The organism is Paenibacillus sp. FA6 (genome assembly GCF_051550225.1).
In the GTDB taxonomy this organism is placed as follows: domain Bacteria; phylum Bacillota; class Bacilli; order Paenibacillales; family Paenibacillaceae; genus Paenibacillus_AQ.
The window spans coordinates 3,047,956-3,071,167 of the sequence record NZ_CP188820.1; the positions used below are offsets into that span (position 1 = coordinate 3,047,956).

Sequence of the window (23,212 nt, forward strand, 5' to 3'; positions counted from 1 at the left end):
CTCCTTCGCTCCGGCACATCTATTCCAAATCCATATTATGGAGTATTAACAACTTCGGCTACCTTAGAATAAGTGTAGACTGACGTTTTTCCGTCGAGCTCTATTTTGTACGTAAACACGGTACTGTCTAATGACCACTCACCCATTACCCAAGGTCCCACTAGATCAATACTTTGAATAACGCTTTTATCACTTACATTTCCAGCAGGTAACCGATATATAACCAACTTCTGATTCTCGAGAACGGCAGACATTGTCCCATCAGGTGAATCTAACGAGCTAGAAGCCGAAGCAGTCTCAGGAGATGCAGCTACATGGCTACTGAAACTGAATCCTGTAATATCATCCATAATACGTTTCTTATTCGGAACAGGATCTACAACTGATGCTTGTAAAGGCTCACTCGCTTGCTTATCCACTGGTATTTCATCTTCCACAGCATTCTTCAAAGAATCCAGCGACTCCGGTTGAACCATCCTTGCAATAGATGGTTCATCCGCTGCATTCGAAGATGGATTTGAGCTCGGATCTTGTTGATTCGACTTAGGTGAATCAGAAGGTACCACTTCTTTATCACTTTTTAACGGCGCACTTGGTTTCCCTGTATCTGAATTCACAGGTGATAAGTCCATTGTTTCTTGTTCTAATTCGGTAGAATCCAGCGATGGAGAGCCTAGTTCATCCTTCAGACCCTCAGCAGGAGACAAATTCTTATCTTCTACAGTACTTGAATCGTTCGTTGCACTATTATCCGCCCCGCCAGTCTTCATAGACATAGCCTCATCTTCCGCACCCACGTTTGACTCCATACTTGTAGATACGGGTTCTTTATATTCAATCTGTGCATCTGATAACTGTTGTGGAGAATAACTATAGATAGCTACACCTAATATACCTACGGCAGCCGCTACCCCGATCAAAGTTCTTGTAACCCCCGTTGTAGGGAATCGTTTCTTCCGCTTATTGATATATGCTACTGGAATCATCTCTGCGGGTTGAAGTTCTTCGGAATCTTCCTCCTCAAGGCGTGCACGATCCAATGCATCAAGTTGAGGCATAATAGCATCCACCAAACTATATTTGGGTACGACGAGCGGAAGTCTCTCCAATTCATGGGTTAGAGCCTTCAGCGTACGAAAGGCTTCTGCACATTGTTGACAACCAGCAATATGTCCCAACATTTCCGCCACCTCATCTTCATTAAGGTCGTTATCCAAATATCGGTGCATCGATTCTACCACCCCTGTACATCTCATCCTGACACACCTCCTTTCTGATACTCTTGTAGTATGCTCTGTAGTTGTTGTCTTGCCCTAAATAAGTATGATTTCACCGTGTTTAATGGAAGATCCAAACATTCTGAAATTTCGTTATATGAAAGTTCCTGTAAGTACCTCAGTACAATAACATTTCTATGATGTTCTGGAAGTTGATTAATAGCCTCTCGAATGTCTTCCGCCACATAAGAGGACAGAACGATATGCTCGACATCCTGTTTATCTTCAAAATTAAATTCATGCTCATCTATGGATACCGTTGGCTTAGTACGCCTAAACTTATCGATACATATATTGGTCACAATCCGTTGTACCCATGTTTTAAATTTCGCCTTTTCTTCATAGGAATCAATTCGAGTATAAATGCGGATCAACGCCTCCTGAGCGGCATCCAAAGCATCTTGTTCATTATTTAAGATATAATAGGCTGTGCGATACACATGTTGTTCAATATCACGTAATAGGGTAATTAGAGCGTCGCGATCGCCCGATTGAGCGGCTCTAATGAGTCCAAGCTCTACCACAAAGGATATCCCCCTCTCCCTGTAATCTTACTGACGTGTAAGACCAGCAAATTGTTGCATTTTTTTTAATAATAAAAAGACTTCTATGCGAATCTTACAAGAGTACGGTCCGGAGCACAACCCTAATAAACATAAAAATCCAATTTCAACCTACTTTAATTTATTTCTGACCCATACTTTGTCATGATGATAGAGTCTCATTTGAATCTCTCCCTGCTGATCCGTACGAAAGATACCCATTCCTTGTTCAGTGATCCGATCAACCACTTCAGGTTTGGGATGACCATAAGAGTTATTGAATCCCGCAGATATAACTGCAGCTGTTGCTTTCCAGCGAGCAAGCCACTCTTCAGAAGTGGATGTTTTACTACCGTGATGGGCAATTTTAATAATATCGGCTCCCTCTAATACAGTTGCCACATTTGCTTCATTTCTCAGTATATTCATCTCATTTGCTATGTCCATATCCCCTGTTAATAACACGCGTACACCATTCATATCGAGTATAAATACTAGAGATGAATGGTTCTGGTCCTTTACTATAGGCAATTCCATTTGCTCATCTTGTGTCATTTCAGGTGATAGGAATATCATCTCCGTATACTCATCAGGTTGCATCACCATCGTATTATGAACAGCATAAATTGGGATATCCTTTACAAGAGCCGTTGATAGTAACTTTTCCATTGTAACCGTATGTGTAAGTGTACCATTAAATAATAAAGCTTTCACTGGAATATGATCCAAAACAGCCTGTAACCCACCTATATGATCCTGATCCCCATGGCTAAGCACTACAGCATCAAGATGATGAATACCTCGTTTTTTCAACAAAGGCACAACCACTTTTTCTCCTACTTCAAAAGGTACTTTACGGTTCTTCCAAGAGTCCTCCTGCTTCCTGAAACTTACCGTCCCTCCACCATCCACAAGAATATTTTTCCCTTTAGGTGTTGTAATAAGAATACTATCCCCTTGACCAACATCCAGAAATGATACTATACCCGCCCCATTCAATGGCTCTGGTTGGTACCCCTTATACAATAAGACTATAAATAAGAGCAATAGTGGCGCAACAATGAACTGCTTCCAACTAAGCTTGTTCGATCGGGATTCTATCTTTCGTTGCTGCGAATGAAGCACATCTTCAAGAGGAACTGTATCATCAATAGACATTGGAGGTGGTTGAGCGTGTTCCACCCATAACTTCCCTAACCTAAGTAGCACATACAATAAAATATAATAACAACAAATCCATAATATAGAGGGTGATGACCATATCGTTATAAACGCTGGATACGTATTCATCCATCCTACTACCGTAAAGGTTATGTTATCGAGCCATTCTGCAACCCAGGCGACACATCTTCCCCCTGGTACCCATATCGAGCCTATCGCTAAAGAAATCATACCCAGTGGCATAACTAATAAAGAGATGAGTGGAACCAACAGTAGATTAGCAACAACAGATAGTAATGAGAATTGGTTAAAATAATATATAGTCAGTGGAAAAGAAGTGAGCTGAGCGATGACTGTCACTCCTAATGCACCTGCAAATTTACGCGGTAGCCTTGCCAGCAGTGACATCGTTAGTGGTACATATACGATTAGACCTAACGTAACGATAAAAGAAAGTTGAAAACTAACATTTAATAATAAATAGGGATTCCATATCAACATCATGAGAGCAGCAGCACTAATAATATGAAGTCCATCTTTCAATAATCCCCGTCTTGCCGCATAAAGAGTAATCATGCTCATAATACCGGAACGAACAACAGAGGGACTGAACCCTGTTAGAAGAACATAGCAGGGCACTAGCAGAATAACGATCGTTAGTACCGTTTCACGAGAAAGTCTGAACAACGATAACAGGATCATTAAGCATGCTACATATACAGCCACATGAGTACCTGATACAGCCAATATATGTGTTAAACCTAGTTGAGAGAATTGACCATACGTCTCTGGGTCTACATCATCTTGCATACCGATGATCAGACCTTTCATATATCCAGCATGAGGCTCGTGGAACAATTCATCAATCTTAGATGCCATCTTCTCTCTTAACGCATCATTCACACGGAATAGCGACATCATGCTCCATGATGTCGGTGTCGTAACTTCTGTGTTTTGTAATCCTTTTACCTTCATGATCCAGTGTATTTCTTTCGTACGTAAATAATTTCGATAGTCGAAACCATCATAATTACGAGCAGCGGCAGGAACTTCAAGAGAACCTTTCAGTTTAATGGTATCCCCACGCTGCCATTTCCCAGCCTCTTGCTGCTCCTCCTTCGTTAGAAGTTTCACTTGTATCAACACTGTCTCCGATACTACTGATGAATTTATTTCAGATAAATTTACGTTCATATCTGCTCGGTCCCCATCTACTTCCACTGTCGTTGCAATCAGCCCCTCTGCATCGACCATCATCTGAGAAAGTCCGGTTATATCCTGGTTCACAGCAGATGGTAATGAAGTTACGTTAGAATGATCATGCCATTCCCAGTATCCACCTGATAGGGTGAATGCCGTCCATACCATTACAACGACTCCCCACCTCACTTTTAGAAGCACTTTAGAGGCTAGAAGTAATACCGTCATCCCTGCCCATAACCAACCTAATCTATGTCCTGAATAAAGACTGGCAGTGCTACTTCCAACAACCCAGCATAGAGTAAATAACAATAAGGGTCTACCCTGCATCCATATCACATCCCTTCTCCACAAGCAGAAACGGCTATGTCGTCCTTTCTCAAGGAGTTTACGCTTCCGATGTCAGCGATACTTCGTATCGCTTTAAGGTATCCGTCTCTGCCGAAATATAAGTAATAGAGTATCAAGAATCAATTTCATAATTACGCAACCCGATTTAGCTGCATCGGCGATTATGAAATTGATTCGAGTGAAACTTATACTTTCTTATATTTTAAAAAATAAAAAAGAATCTCCTTTGCGGCTATCGTCGCAAAGGAGATTCTTCCTCCAATATTATGAACTCATATATTTAGTTCGTTACACTTGTCATCGTCTCTCCAGGGGGTTCAAAGGATTGTAACTGGCGAAAAACGATGCCCTTGCTATGCATCATAGAAGTTACCTTGTCTGTATCTTTGAGATAGGAACGATGAAATACAATTTCAACGACCCCACTGTTCGCCAACATATTGGCGCAGGTCCAACATGGTTCATCTGTCACATAAACCGTACTTCCCTCTCGATCCACACGATCAGTAAAGAGCAATAAGTTCTGTTCAGCATGGATGGTCCGAATACAACGTTGCTTTCTAATCATCTTCTCTTCCCCATCCACATGGACTAGGGATACATCCTCTGCAATCATACAACCTGCCTCGGAACAATCAGGCATACCCATCGGTGCTCCGTTATATGCTGTCCCTAGTAGTTTCTTCCCTTGAACAAGTACAGCACCTACATGTCGACGAGCACAACGAGAACGAGTAGATACCATATAAGCGATATCCATGAAGTACGTGTCCCAGTCTTTACGTGTATCTGTCACCCTATTTCCCTCCTCTTTAAATCTATAGTTCTACATTCGGAGTTATTTTCTCCATCATTTTCGCCCCAATCCCTTTCACATTAACGAGATCAGATATTTTCTGAAAGGGACCTTTTTCATTGCGATAATCCAATATCGCCTGAGCCTTTTTTTCTCCTATACCTGGAAGTTGCTTTAATTGTGACAACCCAGCTGTATTCACGTTTATTTTATTGTTATTTGAAACTTCAGACGATACCGTTGTAGGTGGACTTGGCTCATTAGTACCAACTTCTACGATCTCCTGCTTATCCATACCGACTATTGGCTCATTAGTTGATGAGTTAACGATGCCCTCATTCTTTATTTCAATCGATTGTTTGTTCGAGCTAACCGTTGAGACTTTATTGGTTGAACCTGTCTGCGTCTTCAGCTTCAACGTTTCGGTCGCTTCATCCTCTCCTAATGCTTGCGCTATTTGCAAGTTCAACGGCTCCCAATCCTCAATTCCGTCTCCAGCCCCCACACCAGATAATATAATATATCCGCTACTTAATAGGGCAACTACAGCATAGATCCCCTTATGTATACGTCTCATCACTTTGCACCCCTATCACATTAGATTTGAATAACAACACAACATTTCGACAGGATCATCTTAAGATAAATAAAATTACTTGATCTGATCTGTTATTTCGTCATGAGGCAAAGGTACTAGCGCATATGTTATGAAGTAGGATTATGTCATTCAGATAACTATAAAAGGAGGAAATGTTCTGATGAAGGTAGGAATGATTGGAACCGGCAGTATGGGAAGCACTTTATTAGATGCTTTCATTCATTTCGGAGCACTACAACCTCAACAACTATTCATAAGTAACCGTACGATAAAGAAGTCCCTTGCACTCTCTGAGCGCCATGAAGGTCTAAATGTATGTCGCAACAATGTTCAGACTGTAAGATGCAGTGATGTTCTATTCATTTGTGTTAAGCCTCTTCAATTCCCTTCATTAATTCAAGAAATTAAAGATGACGTTCGACCTAACCAACTAATCATATCAATTACTAGCCCCGTGCAATTGGCACATTTGGAGAATAGTCTATGTTGTAAGATCGCCAAAGTCATTCCAAGCGTAACTCATAAGGTTGGTAGTGGTGCTTCATTAGTTATGTATGGAAGCCGAATCGAAGAGAATGATAAGCAATTTCTGCATGATCTACTCTCTTCCTTCAGCAAACCGTTGGAAATAAAAGAATCACAGGCACGCATTAACTCAGACTTTTCTAGTTGTGGCCCTGCTTTTATGAGCTTCTTCTTATCTAAATGGATCGATGCTGCCATAGAGATGACAGGCAGTTCCCGTGAGGAAGTCACCTGTCTTGCTAGTGAGATGATACTAGGAACAGGTAAGCTATTAACCCAAGGTGGGTTAACGCCACTCCAGCTACAAGAACTGATAGCCGTCCCTGGCGGAATTACCGCACAAGCTTTGCTGCAATTAAATCACAACCTAGATGGTGTATTTCACCAGCTAATTACTACAACCCATCATAAATATGATGAAGATGTAAAGGAGTTAGATAAATTGTTCGGTCGACCTGAAATTAACTGACCACAATATTAACTAATTTCCCTGGAACAGCAATCACTTTACGAATGGTTTTTCCTGCTATAGCTTGCTCTACACTAGGTAGTGACAGACTATGTTTTTGCAGCGTCTCTTGGTCCATATCCTTTGCAACAAGCGCACGCTGTACAATTTTTCCATTCACTTGTATAACAATCTCAACCTCAGAATCTACCGTCCAAGCTTCGTCAAATGTTGGCCATTCAACAAGCGAGATACTATCAACATGCCCAAGGCGCTGCCACAATTCTTCGGAGATGTGCGGTGCCATTGGGGACAGAAGCTGTACAAACTGCTCAACAGCTTGACGAGACAATTGTTCCGTTTTGTAAGCTTCATTAACGAAGATCATCAATTGACTAATCGCTGTATTAAAACGTAGGTTATCCAAATCTTCGGTAACCTTCTTGATGCTTTTATGCCATACTCGTTTAAATTCATCGCTGCCTTCGCCATCCACAATTTTACTTTGAAGGTTGCCCTCTTCATTAATAATTAGTCGCCATACCCGAGCAAGGAAACGGTGGCTTCCTTCTACGCCATTCATATTCCATGGCTTCGTAGCTTCTAATGGCCCCATAAACATTTCGTATATTCGAAGTGTATCTGCACCATGACTTTCAACTATTTCATCCGGATTAACTACGTTCCCACGTGATTTACTCATTTTCTCATTATTGGTACCTAGAATCATTCCTTGGTTCACGAGCTTATGGAATGGTTCTTTCGTATCAACTATACCAAGATCATACAGGACCTTATGCCAGAATCGTGCGTATAACAAGTGAAGCACAGCATGTTCTGCTCCACCGATATACAGATCTACTGGAAGCCATTGTTGTTGCTTTTCCTTAGAGCAAAGCTCTTCATCGTTGTGAGGATCAATGAAGCGCAGATAATACCAGCAACTCCCTGCCCATTGAGGCATTGTATTCGTCTCACGTCTAGCCTTCATCCCTGTCTCAGGATCAATTGTCTCTACCCAATCAAGCACATTAGCTAGTGGTGATTCTCCCGTTCCCGACGGCTTAATTTGTTCTACATCTGGTAGAACTAGCGGTAATTGATCGATCGGAACGGTCTTCATTGTTCCGTCTTCTAGATGAAGGATCGGAATAGGCTCTCCCCAATATCTTTGGCGGCTAAATAACCAATCACGCAGACGATATGTGATTTTACCTTCGCCTTTGCCGTTCTTTTCTAGCCATTCAATCATTTTCGCAATGGCCTCTTCATTCTGTAAGCCATTAAGCAATTCAGAGTTCACATGTTCTCCGTCTCCGCTATATGCCTCTTCTTCGATATTCCCGCCTTTGACCACTTCTATAATTTCTAGTCCGAACTGTTTAGCAAATTCCCAGTCTCTCGTATCATGCCCTGGTACTGCCATAATAGCTCCCGTTCCATATCCTGCAAGAACATAATCTGCGATCCAGATTGGCATCGTTGCACCATTCACCGGATTAACCGCATATGCCCCTGTAAAAACCCCTGATTTATCTTTAGCCAAATCCGTCCGTTCTAGATCACTTTTGTGTGAAGCCTGAGTTTTATAGGTCTCAACCGCAGCCAATTGCTCTGGTAATGTAATAAGGGCGACCAATTCATGCTCAGGAGCTAGAACACAATAACTTGCGCCGAACAATGTATCTGGTCGTGTTGTAAATACCGCCAAGCTTGCATCGTGACCTTGAATATCAAATCTCACTTCTGCCCCTTTAGATTTACCGATCCAGTTACGTTGCATATCTTTAATGCTTTCAGACCAATCTAATTCCTCTAGATCTTCCAATAAGCGATCCGCATACTCGGTAATCTTGAGCATCCATTGTCTCATCGGTTTACGAACGACAGGATGACCTCCACGTTCACTTAACCCATCAATAACTTCTTCATTCGCTAGTACCGTACCTAGTGCTGGGCACCAATTGACAGGCACTTCAGCTACATAAGCTAGTCCTTTATTAAATAACTGGATAAATATCCATTGTGTCCATTTATAATACTTCGGATCCGTCGTACTAATCTCTCTATCCCAGTCATATGAGAAGCCTAGAGATTTAATCTGACGACGGAAATTGTTAATATTCTTAACTGTGATATCCCTTGGATGTTCTCCTGTGTCTAAAGCATGTTGCTCAGCAGGTAGACCGAAAGCGTCCCAGCCCATAGGATGGAGTACATTATAACCTTTCATCCGTTTATAGCGTGATACAATATCTGTTGCCGTATAACCCTCGGGATGCCCAACATGAAGCCCCGTACCTGATGGATAAGGAAACATATCCAAAGCGTAAAACTTCGGTTTCGTTGGATCTTCCCCCGTTTTAAATGTCTCATGTTCATCCCAATATTGCTGCCATTTCGGTTCAATAATTAATGGTTGATAGCCTTGACCTTGTTGCTGTTGTTCACTCATGGCTTGATATTCCCCTTTCATAATCGCGTACATGATCTAAATCTAACTCATTTGTCCATCAAAAAAACCTCTACATCCTTAGCGTTTGATCGCTAGGGACGAGAGGTTTGATTCCCGTGGTACCACCCTAGTTAGCGGAATACATTCTTTGTTTTCCACTCACTTTGAACCCTTAACGCGGGTGAGACGATGATACTTACGATATAGAAAAGTCGACGATCTTAGTCACCGGATCGACAATGCCTTCCATATTCATATCATTACTCCGAGGCAAGTTCACTTCAATTTATCAACCGGCTTGCAGCAACCGCCGGCTCTCTGGATGATATTTCGAAATTAGTACTCCTCATCAACGTTTAAAATATGCATTTTGATGAATCAAATTATACAGAACCAAGGATATTAAGTCAACAAGTGCTTCGTATGAACACTTTCAATTTCAATAGTACATGTATAAATCAAGTCACATAAACAAATACTAACCTTTGTCTTTCCAAAACTACTTAAGGGAGTGTTCATATGCGAGAAGGATTGATTCCTGCCGTTCTTGGAACTGTCGTATCTGCATCAGGTGCCGCAATGCTTGGAAGCAAGTATAAGCTTGCTGCGTATGGTGTACTCGGCTTTGGTCTAGCACATATCATCCTGGGAAGTATCGACCTTGTTGAACATCGTTGAGGAATGGAAAGACGGCGAAACATAAGACCATCTCTTATGGGTTCGAATGGAGAATAGCAAGAACAAGCCTTGGATCAAAGGATCCAAGGCTTGTTTATTCATTTTCTACTGTGGATTCGTTGTCCATAGACCCGCTGTTTTCACAAAAACACGATCTGGAAGCTTCAATGTTGCAATAGCTAATTCAGCCACATCCTCTGGCTGCATCATATGGTCTTCATCGCCTACTTTCAAGCCGGCATTCTTAGCTAAATCCGTATTCACCGTACTTGGGGTCAAGGCAACAACACGTATGTTAAATTTACGAACTTCCTGCAGAACAGATTCAGTAAGCCCCAACATCGCAAACTTAGAAGCACAGTAAGCAGATCCCGTTGCGAACCCCTTCTCACCAGCAGTAGACGCAATATTGATGATGTTACCACTATTTTGCTCTACCATTGCTGGAAGCACAGCCCGCGTCACGTAATAGGTTCCCATTAAGTTAACCTGAATCATTCTTTCCCATACTTCAGGATCCATTTCTAATAATGTTCCGAACTCAGCAAAACCAGCATTATTAACCAAAATATCAATTGAACCCAGTTGCTCCTTCAATATCTCTACGGCTTTGTCCACTTCATTCTTTATAGAAACATCAGCCGTTGCAATGCTAACTTTAACACCATAAGCTTCTGTTAATGAATCGCGAAGCACCTCTAAATCTGCCTTTGTTCTTGCAATTAGACCGAGATTGACACCTTCCTTAGCAAGCGAAGTTGCTATGGCTAAACCGATCCCTTTTCCTGCACCTGTAATAATAGCTGACCTATTCTTCAATTCCATATCATTCACTCCTTAACATTTCTTCGAGCCAAGCTCGAGATTACAGTCTAACATAGCCCATTTATGAAACCAAATAAACAGCCCCACTTATTAAAAGTAGGGCTGTTCCTTATAGGTCCTATTTAACCGCTACATAGAAAAGTCTCTGCGCATCATCTTCTGCTTCGATCCATTCAAAATCTGCATACATATAAACATCACGGAATCCTGCTTTGACAAGTTCAACTCTCATCCATTCTGGATCATATGCACGCTGAACATGAATTTCCTCGAAACGACGATACTGATCTCCGCCTTGTTCAGCACGCACGAAGATTCGTAAATGGTGTTCAATCTCACAACGTTCCGCATCTAGATCGCAAGTCCAGATATAAGAAACAGTACGTTCATCAAGCACAAACGGCTGCTCCTCATCGTAGCGTTTCATAGTATTCGGATGATGCACATCAAATAAGAATGTTCCTCCTGGTTTTAACCCCTCGTAAGTACGAGCGAATAAGGAGGTAATATCCGATTCCTCAACAAGATAGTTGATGCAGTCACAAAAAGATATGACAGAATCCACCGGTTCAGGTAACTCCCACTCTCTCATATCCTGCTGCACCCAACGTATACTGCCTTCACGAAAGAGACGATTTCCTCGTGGAGTTCCTTCCATTTTGCCACGGGCAACTGACAACATATCCGATGAGATATCGATACCCGTGACTTCAAATCCAGAATTCACCAACGGTATCGTAATACTGCCCGTTCCACAACCTAATTCAGCAATACGATGAGGCATACCATGTTTCTCCCAAGCCGTCCGCGCAAAACGAATCCAGTCAGGGTATGGCATGTCTTCCATTAACTCATCGTAGACATATGCAAATTTCCGGTAGGATGACATAATGACACCACACTTTCCTTGGAGTTCTATGATCCTAATACAAAGTTATGATGGTTCATCCTCATTCGTATTCGATTCCGGATTCACTAGATATGTCCAATTTTCCTTTTGCGTGATTAGACCTTCTTTTAACAACTTACCTATAGCCCGTTTGAATGCTGATTTACTAATACCAAATCTCTCTTTAATGATATCAGGAGGTGTAGCATCTGAATAAGGCATTCCTCCCCCAGGGCGCTCCTTGAGGAAAGTCAACAATGTCTCGGCATCCAAATCTCTTCCAATTTCCTTCAAAGGAGTCATCGAAAGATTAACTCGTCCATCCTCACGGATATGGCTGACACGTACTTGCACTTCTTCGCCAAGGCGAAGCATATGAGTGCGCTCCGAAGAATGAATTAGACCGATCATACCGAATCCAACCACACCGCCATCTACAACGACGAATGTACCCATTTGAAGTGGTTTGTACACCGTTGCGCTCGCCCATTGGTTAAGCGATGAAGAAGGTGCAGCAAAGGTCAGAGGATCAAGTTCATACTCTCCAGCAAGCTTGGCAAGTAGTCGACCTTGTTTATCATGCTCCATCGTGACAAATACAGAATCACCCACCCGTGGATGCAATTCTTTAATCTCTGGCAATTCACGAATAGGTAATAACAATTGACGACCCAGCCCCATTTCGAGGAAGCATCCCAACCGTGGATTTACATCCGCCACAACTAGTTTAGTTAGTTCTCCTAATATCAAATGAGGCTTTTTCATCGTCGCTGCTAATCGATCTTCCGTATCGAAGAAAATAAACACTTCAAGTATATCTCCGGGTTTTATTTCTCTTGTAATCTCCGTGTAATGGAGCAGCACATCGAAATCATCAGCGTGTAAAAAGAAACCGTAAGGAGATACTTCACGAGCTACTTCAAGCGAGACAACTGTCCCCGCAACTAAACTCATACGATCTCCACGACCTTAGCATCAGACCATAGTTTCTCGATGTTGTAGAATTCGCGTTCATCCCGATGGAAGATATGAACAATAACATCTCCTAAATCCATGAGAACCCAACGCGCACTATCCATTCCTTCGATACCACGAATTGTACTACCCGCGTCCATAGCTAATTTTCGAATTTCTGAAGCAATCGACTGGACTTGTACATCTGAATTACCGTGACAAACCACAAAATAATCGGCAACTAATGATATCCCTCTTAAATCTAGTGCAACAATATCCATAGCCTTTTTATCTTGAACGCCTGATATGACCAAATCCAACAATTTCTTAGGTTCAATAAACTTCTGATTCATGAATTCGCCTCCATTTTCTTTATTAAATCATTACGTGCTAATACGGTTAAAGGAAATATAATCTGCCTACGTGACACTAGTAAGCTAATCGTAGTATCTAGACCAGCTATTAGGCCCACTTCTAAACTATCCTTGGCTAGTTCTCTAATATTATTCACCCCTGGGAAATCTCTTCCCGGTTCGATATAATCAGCCAAGCATACCACTTTATCCAACAAAGTCATCCCAATACGACCGGATGTATGATATCGGATGGCATCTAACACTTCCATATCCTGTATTCCATAATCATGACTTGCTACAAAAGCACCTACTTCAGCATGCCAAAGTTGCTTATTATATAATAATAATTCGTTTGATAACTGATGTTCCACAAGAATACCTCTTAGTTGCTCTATCGGCCAATATTTAGCTACATCGTGTAGGATAGCAGCTAAATCAGCTTTCACAGGATCTGCCCCATATTGTTCAGCTAGTTTCACTGCTGTCTCCATAACACCCTGTGTATGCTCCCACCGTTTAGCAGGCATTTGAGAAGATACTACTTCGATTAGTTCATCACGGTTGTATCCCATAAATCCCGCTCCTTACAATATAATCATACACATGTTCTGGCACCATATAACGTATGGAATGCCCAGATTCCGCCTTCTCCCTGATGTCAGTAGAAGAAATATCTACAAGTGGCATATCAGCTAATAGTACCTTAGACTGCAAATAGGAGGGCAATGCGTTCAGATCTAAGGGAGATCCTGGACGACCCACACCAATAAACGTTATCAGCTTTGATAAATCCTCAATTCGATCCCAATGAGGTAAGTAGTTAACCATATCCGCCCCAATGATAAAATAGAAGTCGAACTCTGTATAGGTCGCCTTGAGCTCCTCTATCGTATCAATAGTGTAGGAAATGCCTCCCCTTCTAACCTCTATATCCAGAGTCCGAAAAGAAGAATGACCCTTTATTGCCTCAGCAACCATCACTAGCCGTTGTTCACCCGTTGTCCCTGCCTTATCCTTATGAGGGGGTATATGGCTTGGCATGAACCAGACCTCATCTAGTTGATAAGAATCTCTTGCAGATTCCGCTGCAAGCAAGTGTCCGATATGAAGTGGATCAAAGGTCCCCCCCATGATACCGATCTTCATGATGAATCCTCCCTATTTAGGCAGTTGAATTTCTTTGTTATCTTTCGATTCTTTATAAAGCACGATCACTTTTCCGATAACCTGAACCAATTCAGCGCCAGACTTCTCAGCTAATTCCGCGCCAATTTCGGCACGATCCTCAAGGCATGTATTCAGAACTGTCACTTTCATAAGTTCTCTCTTCTCAATAGCTTCTACGATATGCCGAATCAAATGATCATTCGTTCCATTCTTACCTACCTGGAATACAGGATCCAAATGATGCGCTAGTGAACGTAGATAACGTTTTTGCTTTCCGTTTAACATGTAATATTCAAACTCCTTCTATTTCTACTATTTACTTAACAATCAGTTCTGAAGACTTTGCAGAACAGCCTGTCTCATCTTATCAATCGGTGCAGGCATGCCCGTCCAGTATTCAAGAGCATACGCTCCCTGATTGACAAACATTCCAAGCCCACCATGTATGGTGCACCCTCTCTCATGGCTTCTCTTCAGCAATTCAGTCGTTAGCGGATTATATATCAAATCGCTGACGATGATTCCAGTTGGAATACATTCAGGGTCGATAGCCGATTGATCCATGTGCGGATGCATGCCAATCGAAGTTGTATTAATCACAATATCCATACCTGTCAGAAATGAGGTTGATTTATCTATAGCAATACCATAAATATTCCCCATAGAATTCCATTCCTCTGCCAGTTGAACTGCTTTATCCTCCGTACGATTGGCTATTACGATGGTTTTTGGTTCTTCCTGTGCCAACGCGTGAACAATCCCACGTGCGGCACCCCCCGCTCCTAAGACCATAATTGATTTCCCACGCAAACTAACATGCGTCTCATCCTTTAACGATCGAACATATCCGATACCATCCGTATTATAACCCGTAAGATAACCATTCTCGTTCACAATCGTATTCACAGCGCCAATCATTGCAGCTGATTCATCCAGTCGATCCACGTAAGCCATCACGTCTACTTTATGCGGAATGGTCACATTAATCCCACGAAAGCCTAGTTCTTTCATCCGTGAGATGGCTTGACCTAGATCTTGACGACTCACATGAAGAGGGATGTATTCACCCACTATGCCAAGCGCTGCCAATGCAGCATTATGCATCACTGGAGATTTCGAGTGAGCGATAGGATCTCCGATCACCGCAAGGCGCAAAGAGTTGTTAGGTTGTGAAGATAATTCGCTCCATAACATCTGCTTATTTCACCCACTCTCTGCTCAAATTAACTTATGACATATAGCCAATTCATTATATCAATGAAGGTCTAGTCAGTACTTTCACACCACGCGGTGCGTGGATGGCTATTACAGCACCTTTGTCACTATTTATCTTGATCCAACCTAGACCTGAAATAAATATATCACTTTGAGAACCTCGTTTAATGCTAAACTCATGCCTCGTCCACTCCGGAAGCTTCGATAAATTCTCCTTGTTAGGAGGAGATAGCATTTCTCCCGCATGTTCCGCATACAGTTCATCTGCACGCTCTAACTTCGTACGGTGGATACCTGTCTGATTGCTAAGGAAGCAAGTAAACGATTGACGTTCACCTTGGAGGAAGTCAAAGCGAGCCAAAGCCCCGAAGAAAAGTGTCTGTCCCTCATTCAATTGATACACCATTGGTTTAAGCGGATTCTCTGGCATCGTCGCCCCGAGATCTTCTCGGCTCACAAGTTCACTGAAGCGCCATGGGTAAACAATACCAGGTGTATCAATAATATGTTGACCGTCATCGAGCGGTATATTAACCATATCTAATGTCGTACCTGGATAACGGGAAGTCGTCAGTTCTTGTTCAAGATCGCTGTAATCTCTAATAAGACGATTAATCAAGGTTGATTTACCTACGTTCGTCGCGCCTACAACATATACATCCCGATCTCCACGGTAGGTAGCAATGGTCTCAAGCAACCGGTCAAATCCTTGATTCTTCTTAGCGCTACATAGCACGATTTCTTCCGTTTTGAGTCCATTCTCTTTACTTTGTTGCTGTACCCAGTTCTTGATTCTGTTCCAATTCGTAACTTTCGGAAGAAGGTCAATCTTGTTCACAGCGAGAATGACAGGATTATTCCCGACAAAACGCTGTAATCCAGAGATCATACTTCCTTGGAAATCGAACAGATCAACAATATGAATCACGAGTGCATTCTTATTGCCAATTTGGCTCAACAGCTTCAAGAATTCATCTTGATCCACCGTAACGCTAGATGATTCATTGTAATTCTTAATACGGAAACAGCGCTGACAAATAATTTGTTCTTGTTCTAGCGCCTTAGTTGGTACAAAACCCGGTAGATCTACTTGTTCTGTTTGTAACGTAATACCACAACCACTGCATCTCATGGCTTCTTGCTCGCCAATAGTTTCTTTCATTCTTGTTGTTCCTCCTCAAGCCATAATCCTTTTTTTCGAAGTCGCTTAAGCGCAACGCGCTCCACTCTACGATTGATTCTTGTTGTCCATCCTTCGTCCTGAACCGAGATGGGTTGAACTAATACTGTAAACAGTCCGAGCCGATTACCTCCGAACACATCCGTCAGCATTTGGTCCCCTACCATAATTGTCTCTGTATTCGAAAGTCCCATCATCTTCATGCCCTTTTGAAAAGGCTTTAGCGAAGGTTTACGGGCTTCATGCACAAATTGAATGTCCAATGGCGTAGCAAAAGCCGATACTCGCGCCAGATGATTATTGGAAACAATGATCAATTGAAATCCAGTTTTTTTCACCAGTTCAAACCAAGCGATTAATTCCGGATAGGCAAGTGGTGCTTTGGCACCGACAAGCGTATTGTCCAAATCCGTAATAATCCCCCGGTACCCCTTTGCATATAGATCTTCCAAGTCGATATCGAATACTGTATTCACCCTTAATTTAGGCATCAGCATTTCAAACAAGTCCAGTCACCTCAGTTTCATACGACAAACTATACCATAATATGATGAGCTATTACAAAAGAAACCGCCCAATTTACACATGTAAATTGGACGAAGGTATTGCTATCTTTTACTTTTTGCCCTTATAGCTTGTTTAAGCTGATCTGCAACCCTCTGAACTTCACACCATTCCCCAGCTGCTACAGCCTCCGGGCTATACTTTGCCTTCTCAAAAAGTTCCAGAAGTGACATCAATAATCTTTCTAATGTAGGGGCATCCTTCTTCCATTTTACGACAGATTCGCGTAACGTATCATGCTGCTCACGTATCATCCCACGCTTATGCAAATACCTTAACCAACGTTCTGTCTCGATGACCACTTTCTCATTAGGAGTTAGCTCCTTACCCCGTCGAAGTCGATACACTAGAAAATTCATCGAATGACGGGATCGAAAGCCTACGTACCCAAGCCATATGAAGAGAATAGTCATTGCAGCCACCGCTATCCCTTTCATCCATGCTGACTTCACACCTGAATCCATCGAACCTTCGATGTCATCGTCAGACTGTTCCTCTTGTTGATCTATTATATCCTTATCGCTATCGTCCATTCTCGTAAGTAGAGGCATATTGAAACCAGGTGTAGCTTCAACAGGAATCCAACCATATGGACCGTAATAAATTTCTGCCCAAGAATGGGCATCTGCATTCGATACGGTGTACGTCCCAGTATCTATATATCCTTGTTGCATCATACGAAGTTCATCTATTTCAGGCTGACTACCCGGAGCATAACCTTTGACCCATCGAGCTGGAATATCAAGAGATCTTGCCATCATAACCATTGATGTTGAGTAATAGTCACAGTAGCCTTCAAGAATCTCAAATAGAAAACTATCAACAAAATCCCCACTTATTTTACGTGATACATCCGGTGTATTCGTATACTCATAATTCGATTGTAGATAAGCTTGTAGTAATGCTATCTTCTCGTATGGTGTCTCAGCTGATTGTGTAATCTCAACCGCAAGTTCTCCAACTCGCTTAGGGAAATCATCAGGAATTTGCAAATAACTTTGTTCTGTTGAATTGTTGTATAGTTCATCATAGGATTGTTTACTTAATTGTTCAACCGGAATAATAGGTACCTCTGAGGTAAGACTATACGTTGTGGGATATGATAGCTCATTCTCCTGCGTATTCCAATGAATTTCTGCTTGTGAATCCTTCCATTGAACCCCATCCATTTCCTTCTCGCCATCTATCGATTCAACCGTAGAAATTCGATATGCACCAAACAATACTGGATAGATGCTGTCCGTTTTGATCGTCATCGTCTGTTCTACTTTCTCTGTCTCGACTATGAGTTCTGAATCCCGCTTCAGTTCCTCACCGGCCTGTACGTTTTCGAATGAATTAGCCTTACTTGATTCACTCTCCCAGCCTGTACCAGAATAGAGCCTTCTTGTCTCCCCACGCCAATAACTCCGCTTTGATGAATGCACAGTCATCACTAAAGAGTAATCGAATTCAAATGCGCCGCCTAACTCATTATCTTCACGACTGTAGCCAGATGTTGAGGGTTGTGCATTGTCCATGTCAGCTGGCACTTGTTCGGATATAGTACTAGGAGTTGTCGTCCTCCATTCGCTCCACACCGTGTAAGGATCGGTTAGAACAGGAGCTATCTTCGGCATATTGACACCCAATAGAAAGATGACTGAGAAAATCAGCACAATATGAGCTACCATCTCGAAAGGATAATGAAGTAGATGCTTCCAACCCTGAGGATATTTCTGTTTGAAGCGTAGAAAATGATGACTAACCAACCAGCCCAGCATAGCGAATACCATCCAGCCAGCTTCATCCCAAAGGATTTCGGATGTGAAAGAATCAAGGATAGCGAGCGCTACAATATTAAGTCCCATGAACATGAAAATCAACCGCTTACTGCTTATAAACTTAGCTATCAGTAAACTCAATGCCGCAGCGGAAACCACAAACCAAATATAGGGTTGTGTAGCCATAATAAATGGCTCTAGCCAGTTATTCAGTTCACCATTAGGCATGTACAAACCATATTCAATGAGGGTATGACGAAGTAACAGTATGATCAGAGCACACTCTGCAACAATCCGATACACTCTTTTTAATGGAAGCAAGACCTCAATTATTATGATTATAAGAACTGTTCTTCCTACTAATGACGTAGTTTCTTCATACCATACTGGTTCTGTGAAGGATAACCATTGCCTAGCAACAATCCATATCCAGAGAAAGGAGAACGCAGCCAACCAATCATATTTCAAAAAAGGTCTACGCTTGGTCATACGAACTCCCCTCCTATTGCCCTAGGTAATTCTTGTAGTGAGCTAACAGCACATCCCTGGATTCCACTTGTTCGCAATAAGGTTATCCATTCTTTCACTTTCTTCCCCTCGGAATTAAGAATGTGCAAGTGAGATGGACTCATTCCGTGCGTATTTGCCCAACGGATCAAATCCATTACAGCTTGTCCACTAGTAGGGCTAATCAGAACGAAATAAGACCCTTTCGGAAAGAGACGAACTGCGGATTCCATCTTCGGAAGTAATTTCCCCACACCATCGGCATTCATATCCACTAAATGATGTTGCATCTTCTGTCGCTCTAATATATTTTCTGAAGGAACAAAGACCTTCACTTGGTTTCCAATTGTACACAATCCAATGCCTATACGTTCACGTTTCCCATATTCTAATAGCGATGCTACCGTGGATATGGCAAGCTCGAATTGCTCATTTGTTGTGTAATGTGCTGCTGTAGCATCCAGAACGAGCATTGTTTTGGGAACAGATTCATGCTCAAATTCTTTAGACTTCCATGTTCCCGTCTTCGCAGTAGCATTCCAATGAATCCTCGTTAATCGATCACCATATACATAATCCCGCACACCGCTAATCTGTGTCGTTTCCCTACGAGAAGAGGATAATGCAGTCTGCGGGCCAGCTAAGCGAGAATTCCGATCAAACAGTTGCCAATATGGAATATAGACCGTTCTTGGTAAAACACGGAAGTGTGCGGGTGCATGTATCACCCCTTTATGCTCCATGATTCCAAATATATCTTCACTTACACATTCTGTGTCTAAAAAAGAGTATCGCCCACGTTCCAATGATGGCGTTTGAAACATAAGCTCAGCATTCCCACGGAAACTTGGGATAACACTTTCTTCGAAAGACCATGATTGGCCATTATGTCTTTTTAATACTTCTCTTACGATAATATATGGGTATGGAAGAAATCCAGGAATATTCAAGACAAATTTAACTTGCATCTGGTCTCCAGCATGCAGTAAATCGAAATATTCATCATTTAGTGCAAGATGACGACTTCCCCTTACCCGGCTAACACCACTGTATCCTCCAATTAGTAAGTAAGCCACAAGCATGCTGCTCATCCCGAACAGCATGGAAGACATCTTCCCCCCTTGGAACAGCAGATAGAATAGACTGACACCCCATACAGCAACAACCGCCCATAGTCTACGATTGCGTAGTCCCTTTCTAAGGGCACTCAGGATATTCTTCATCCCTTTTAACGCCCCATCATAGTTACAGGCACATTCGTCTGTTGGATAATACTATGGAGTACAGATTCTCTATGAATATTCTCAAGGCGAGATTCTGGACGGAGCAGAATCCTATGTAACAAAATATAAGGAGCAAGGCTCTTAATATCATCGGGAAGTACATAATCTCTTCCTTGAATAAACGCATAGGCTTTACATGCCAGCATAAAGGATAACGACGCTCTTGGACTAGCCCCCAGTAGAACAGCTTGATGTTCGCGCGTCTTACGTATTAATCCAATCATATAATCAACAACTACGTCACTCATATGCACATGACGAATTTCTTGCTGAATGGCAGCAATTTGCTCCATATGAGTGACTGGTTTCAATTGATCAACAGGTTGTCCCATTTGATGCTGCCTCATTAACTCCTTCTCGGTTGCTTCATCAGGATAACCTAGATTAATCTTCATCATGAAACGATCAAGCTGGGCTTCTGGCAAAATATATGTACCTTCGAAATCAATTGGATTTTGTGTCGCAATGAGCATAAAGGGATGAGGTAACTCATGTGTTTCCCCATCTACGGTAACATTACGTTCCTCCATAACTTCAAGCAAGGCAGATTGTGATTTGGTCGTTGCACGGTTTATTTCATCTACAAGTAATATATTGGTCATAACAGGTCCAGGACGGAAATAAAACTGTTGTTCTTTCGGATGAAAGACCGATACTCCCGTTATATCACTTGGTAGAATATCAGGATTACATTGGATACGTCGATATTCACCGCTGATGGACTTCGCCAGCGCCTTCACTAACTGAGTTTTCCCTGTACCTGGTACATCCTCAATAAGAACATGCCCTCCTGCGAGAAGTGCAGTTAGCAATAGTTGTATTTCTAAAGACTTACCTAATATACATGATTCCAAATTAGCACGAAGTGCTGAAATGACTCGAGTGGACTCTTGAAGTACTGGCATGTCGTAATCAAACCTCCTGTATCTTACATTTATTACATTGTACATGATGTATAGTTTTAAGTATATTGGGCAGAATCCCCAATTTGATCGTAAACTTTTACAAATATGTAGGCGACCGCCTTCAGTAATAATTAAGAAAACGGTCACTTACAAAGCCACATTTCCAAATCTATTTAAAAAGACAAATCAGTACAATAACCAACAAAATAAATAACACATATATCACAATACGTTTCCTCAACGTTAGGTCCATGATATGTGCTCCTTTCTGTTGTTCTTTACACAACATTCACCCATTCCATGTTATGCCTCACCAAGGGTAACCGTGCATGTCTATGTTGTGATGACGTGGACATTCTACAATACAAAGTTCATACTAAGTACAATATTATGATTAATTATCGAAATGGGGTATTCTCTCAATGAATCAAAAAACGATGGATTTATTCCGCCAATTAACAGAATTTCCAGCTGCTTCAGGATTTGAACGGGAATTACGTATTTGGGTAAAGGAAGCCATGTCTTCATATACGGAAGAGTTTGTTCAAGATCGACTTGGAAGTCTCTTTGGCGTACTTCGTGGAGATGAGAACGGTCCTAAGGTGATGATAGCAGGCCACTTTGACGAGGTCGGATTTATGGTAACTGGTATAACACCAAGCGGTATGATTCGCTTTCAACCCCTTGGTGGATGGTGGAGTCAGGCTGTGCTTTCGCAACGACTGCGAATTATGACCGACAACGGACCCATTATAGGTGTGGTTGGTTCCACTCCTACTCACCTTTTAGATGAAGCACAACGTAGCAAGCCCGTTGACATCAAATCTATGTATCTTGATATTGGTGCTGACAATCAAGAAGAGGCTGAATCATTCGGGATTCATCCGGGACAACAAATCGTACCAATCTGCGATTTCACTCCACTTGCCAATCCTAAGAAGATCATGGCCAAGGCATGGGATAACCGCTATGGGGTTGGGCTTGCCATTGAATGTTTAGAAGCACTCCATAAAGAGAAGCTTCCTAATACATTATATGTCGGTGCAACCGTACAGGAAGAATTGGGATTACGAGGGGCACGTACATCCGCCAACCTCATCCAACCAGACATTTTCTTTGCTCTAGATGCTAGTGCAGCCAATGATATGACGGGTGACAAGCAATCCTTTGGACATCTCGGTCATGGTGCATTACTGCGTATTTTCGATCCTTCGATGCTTACGCACCGTGGACTCGTAGAATATGTACAGGATACAGCGGACACGCACAAGATTAAATACCAATACTTTGTGTCGCCAGGCGGTACAGATGCGGGTCAAGTCCATCTTAGTGGCATTGGTGTTCCATCCACTGTGATCGGGATCTGTTCCCGCTATATCCATACATCCTCCTCCATCATCCATACAGATGATTATGATGCAGCGAAGGAATTATTACTGACCTTAGTGAAGAATCTAGATCGTACGACGTTAAATACGATTCTGGAGCGGAGTTAAGAGCTAGATTAAGCTTTCCACTCGCAAAAATAGACCAAACAAAAACAGTAGTACAAGGTTCATTACCTTGCCTACTG

The 23,212-nt window shown here is 42.1% G+C and carries 22 protein-coding genes and 1 other annotated feature; of the genes, 3 read left to right on the forward strand and 19 right to left on the reverse strand.

The window, feature by feature from the left end; all coding sequences use genetic code 11:
- Nucleotides 1-35: 35 nt before the first annotated feature.
- The 5 genes from ACP8HI_RS14315 to ACP8HI_RS14335 all read right to left on the reverse strand — a co-directional run bounded on the left by ACP8HI_RS14315 (nucleotide 36) and on the right by ACP8HI_RS14335 (nucleotide 5,904).
- On the reverse strand, nucleotides 36-1,256 hold the full coding sequence (locus ACP8HI_RS14315; RefSeq protein ID WP_438346908.1) for an anti-sigma factor family protein: 1,221 nt from the start codon (nucleotides 1,254-1,256) through the stop codon (nucleotides 36-38).
- Nucleotides 1,253-1,801, reverse strand: a complete 549-nt coding sequence (locus tag ACP8HI_RS14320) for an RNA polymerase sigma factor (RefSeq protein ID WP_438346909.1) — start codon at nucleotides 1,799-1,801, stop codon at nucleotides 1,253-1,255. The genes ACP8HI_RS14315 and ACP8HI_RS14320 overlap by 4 nt, the downstream gene beginning before the upstream one ends.
- A gap of 150 nt (nucleotides 1,802-1,951) precedes the next feature.
- Nucleotides 1,952-4,510: a DNA internalization-related competence protein ComEC/Rec2 gene (locus ACP8HI_RS14325; protein WP_438351838.1), complete on the reverse strand. Its 2,559-nt coding sequence runs from the start codon at nucleotides 4,508-4,510 to the stop codon at nucleotides 1,952-1,954.
- A 301-nt stretch (nucleotides 4,511-4,811) separates the two neighbouring features.
- Nucleotides 4,812-5,327: a deoxycytidylate deaminase gene (locus tag ACP8HI_RS14330; RefSeq protein ID WP_438346910.1), complete on the reverse strand. Its 516-nt coding sequence runs from the start codon at nucleotides 5,325-5,327 to the stop codon at nucleotides 4,812-4,814.
- A 22-nt stretch (nucleotides 5,328-5,349) separates the two neighbouring features.
- Entirely contained in the window at nucleotides 5,350-5,904 is a 555-nt protein-coding gene (locus ACP8HI_RS14335; RefSeq protein ID WP_438346911.1) for a ComEA family DNA-binding protein, read from the reverse strand.
- 181 nt (nucleotides 5,905-6,085) lie between these two features.
- Here ACP8HI_RS14335 and comER point away from each other — a divergent pair, with 181 nt between their 5' ends.
- A complete protein-coding gene (gene comER, locus ACP8HI_RS14340) occupies nucleotides 6,086-6,919 on the forward strand; it encodes a late competence protein ComER (protein WP_438346912.1) in 834 nt (277 codons plus the stop codon).
- Here comER and leuS read toward each other — a convergent pair.
- Entirely contained in the window at nucleotides 6,912-9,353 is a 2,442-nt protein-coding gene (gene leuS / locus ACP8HI_RS14345) for a leucine--tRNA ligase (RefSeq protein WP_438346913.1), read from the reverse strand. The two genes, comER and leuS, sit on opposite strands and share 8 nt — an antisense overlap.
- Nucleotides 9,354-9,444: 91 nt before the next feature.
- Nucleotides 9,445-9,715: a binding site (T-box leader), on the reverse strand.
- Between the two features lie 157 nt (nucleotides 9,716-9,872).
- Here leuS and ACP8HI_RS14350 point away from each other — a divergent pair.
- Entirely contained in the window at nucleotides 9,873-10,031 is a 159-nt protein-coding gene (locus tag ACP8HI_RS14350; protein ID WP_438346914.1) for an asparagine synthase, read from the forward strand.
- Between the two features lie 105 nt (nucleotides 10,032-10,136).
- Here the strand turns inward: ACP8HI_RS14350 and ACP8HI_RS14355 are convergent, their stop codons facing one another.
- From ACP8HI_RS14355 to ACP8HI_RS14415, 13 genes are all read right to left on the reverse strand, one after another.
- Complete coding sequence (locus ACP8HI_RS14355) at nucleotides 10,137-10,856, reverse strand: 3-ketoacyl-ACP reductase (RefSeq protein ID WP_438346915.1); 720 nt, start codon at nucleotides 10,854-10,856, stop codon at nucleotides 10,137-10,139.
- A 118-nt stretch (nucleotides 10,857-10,974) separates the two neighbouring features.
- Entirely contained in the window at nucleotides 10,975-11,745 is a 771-nt protein-coding gene (locus ACP8HI_RS14360) for a class I SAM-dependent DNA methyltransferase (protein ID WP_438346916.1), read from the reverse strand.
- A 45-nt stretch (nucleotides 11,746-11,790) separates the two neighbouring features.
- Entirely contained in the window at nucleotides 11,791-12,699 is a 909-nt protein-coding gene (locus tag ACP8HI_RS14365; protein WP_438346917.1) for a CvfB family protein, read from the reverse strand.
- Nucleotides 12,696-13,052 (reverse strand): ribosome silencing factor, encoded by a 357-nt coding sequence (rsfS, locus tag ACP8HI_RS14370; RefSeq protein WP_438346918.1) that lies wholly within the window; start codon nucleotides 13,050-13,052, stop codon nucleotides 12,696-12,698. The genes ACP8HI_RS14365 and rsfS overlap by 4 nt, the downstream gene beginning before the upstream one ends.
- Nucleotides 13,049-13,627: a bis(5'-nucleosyl)-tetraphosphatase (symmetrical) YqeK gene (yqeK, locus tag ACP8HI_RS14375; protein WP_438346919.1), complete on the reverse strand. Its 579-nt coding sequence runs from the start codon at nucleotides 13,625-13,627 to the stop codon at nucleotides 13,049-13,051. Before yqeK ends, rsfS begins: the two co-directional genes overlap by 4 nt.
- Complete coding sequence (locus ACP8HI_RS14380) at nucleotides 13,611-14,201, reverse strand: nicotinate-nucleotide adenylyltransferase (protein WP_438346920.1); 591 nt, start codon at nucleotides 14,199-14,201, stop codon at nucleotides 13,611-13,613. The genes yqeK and ACP8HI_RS14380 overlap by 17 nt, the downstream gene beginning before the upstream one ends.
- A 12-nt stretch (nucleotides 14,202-14,213) precedes the next feature.
- Nucleotides 14,214-14,507: a ribosome assembly RNA-binding protein YhbY gene (yhbY, locus tag ACP8HI_RS14385; protein ID WP_438346921.1), complete on the reverse strand. Its 294-nt coding sequence runs from the start codon at nucleotides 14,505-14,507 to the stop codon at nucleotides 14,214-14,216.
- Nucleotides 14,508-14,549: 42 nt separating this feature from the next.
- Entirely contained in the window at nucleotides 14,550-15,416 is an 867-nt protein-coding gene (gene aroE / locus ACP8HI_RS14390; protein WP_438346922.1) for a shikimate dehydrogenase, read from the reverse strand.
- A 55-nt stretch (nucleotides 15,417-15,471) separates the two neighbouring features.
- Nucleotides 15,472-16,599, reverse strand: coding sequence for a ribosome biogenesis GTPase YqeH (gene yqeH / locus ACP8HI_RS14395; protein ID WP_438346923.1), 1,128 nt, complete (start codon nucleotides 16,597-16,599; stop codon nucleotides 15,472-15,474).
- The gene (locus ACP8HI_RS14400; protein WP_438346924.1) at nucleotides 16,596-17,123 is read right to left on the reverse strand and encodes a YqeG family HAD IIIA-type phosphatase; all 528 of its coding nucleotides are present in this window, start codon (nucleotides 17,121-17,123) and stop codon (nucleotides 16,596-16,598) included. The genes yqeH and ACP8HI_RS14400 overlap by 4 nt, the downstream gene beginning before the upstream one ends.
- A gap of 102 nt (nucleotides 17,124-17,225) precedes the next feature.
- Nucleotides 17,226-19,433, reverse strand: a complete 2,208-nt coding sequence (locus tag ACP8HI_RS14405; protein ID WP_438346925.1) for a DUF4129 domain-containing transglutaminase family protein — start codon at nucleotides 19,431-19,433, stop codon at nucleotides 17,226-17,228.
- On the reverse strand, nucleotides 19,430-20,674 hold the full coding sequence (locus tag ACP8HI_RS14410) for a DUF58 domain-containing protein (RefSeq protein WP_438346926.1): 1,245 nt from the start codon (nucleotides 20,672-20,674) through the stop codon (nucleotides 19,430-19,432). Before ACP8HI_RS14410 ends, ACP8HI_RS14405 begins: the two co-directional genes overlap by 4 nt.
- A gap of 5 nt (nucleotides 20,675-20,679) precedes the next feature.
- Entirely contained in the window at nucleotides 20,680-21,639 is a 960-nt protein-coding gene (locus tag ACP8HI_RS14415) for an AAA family ATPase (protein WP_438346927.1), read from the reverse strand.
- A 422-nt stretch (nucleotides 21,640-22,061) separates the two neighbouring features.
- On the opposite strand from ACP8HI_RS14415, the gene ACP8HI_RS14420 reads away from it, so the two are divergent.
- A complete protein-coding gene (locus ACP8HI_RS14420; RefSeq protein WP_438346928.1) occupies nucleotides 22,062-23,135 on the forward strand; it encodes a M42 family metallopeptidase in 1,074 nt (357 codons plus the stop codon).
- Nucleotides 23,136-23,212: the final 77 nt, after the last annotated feature.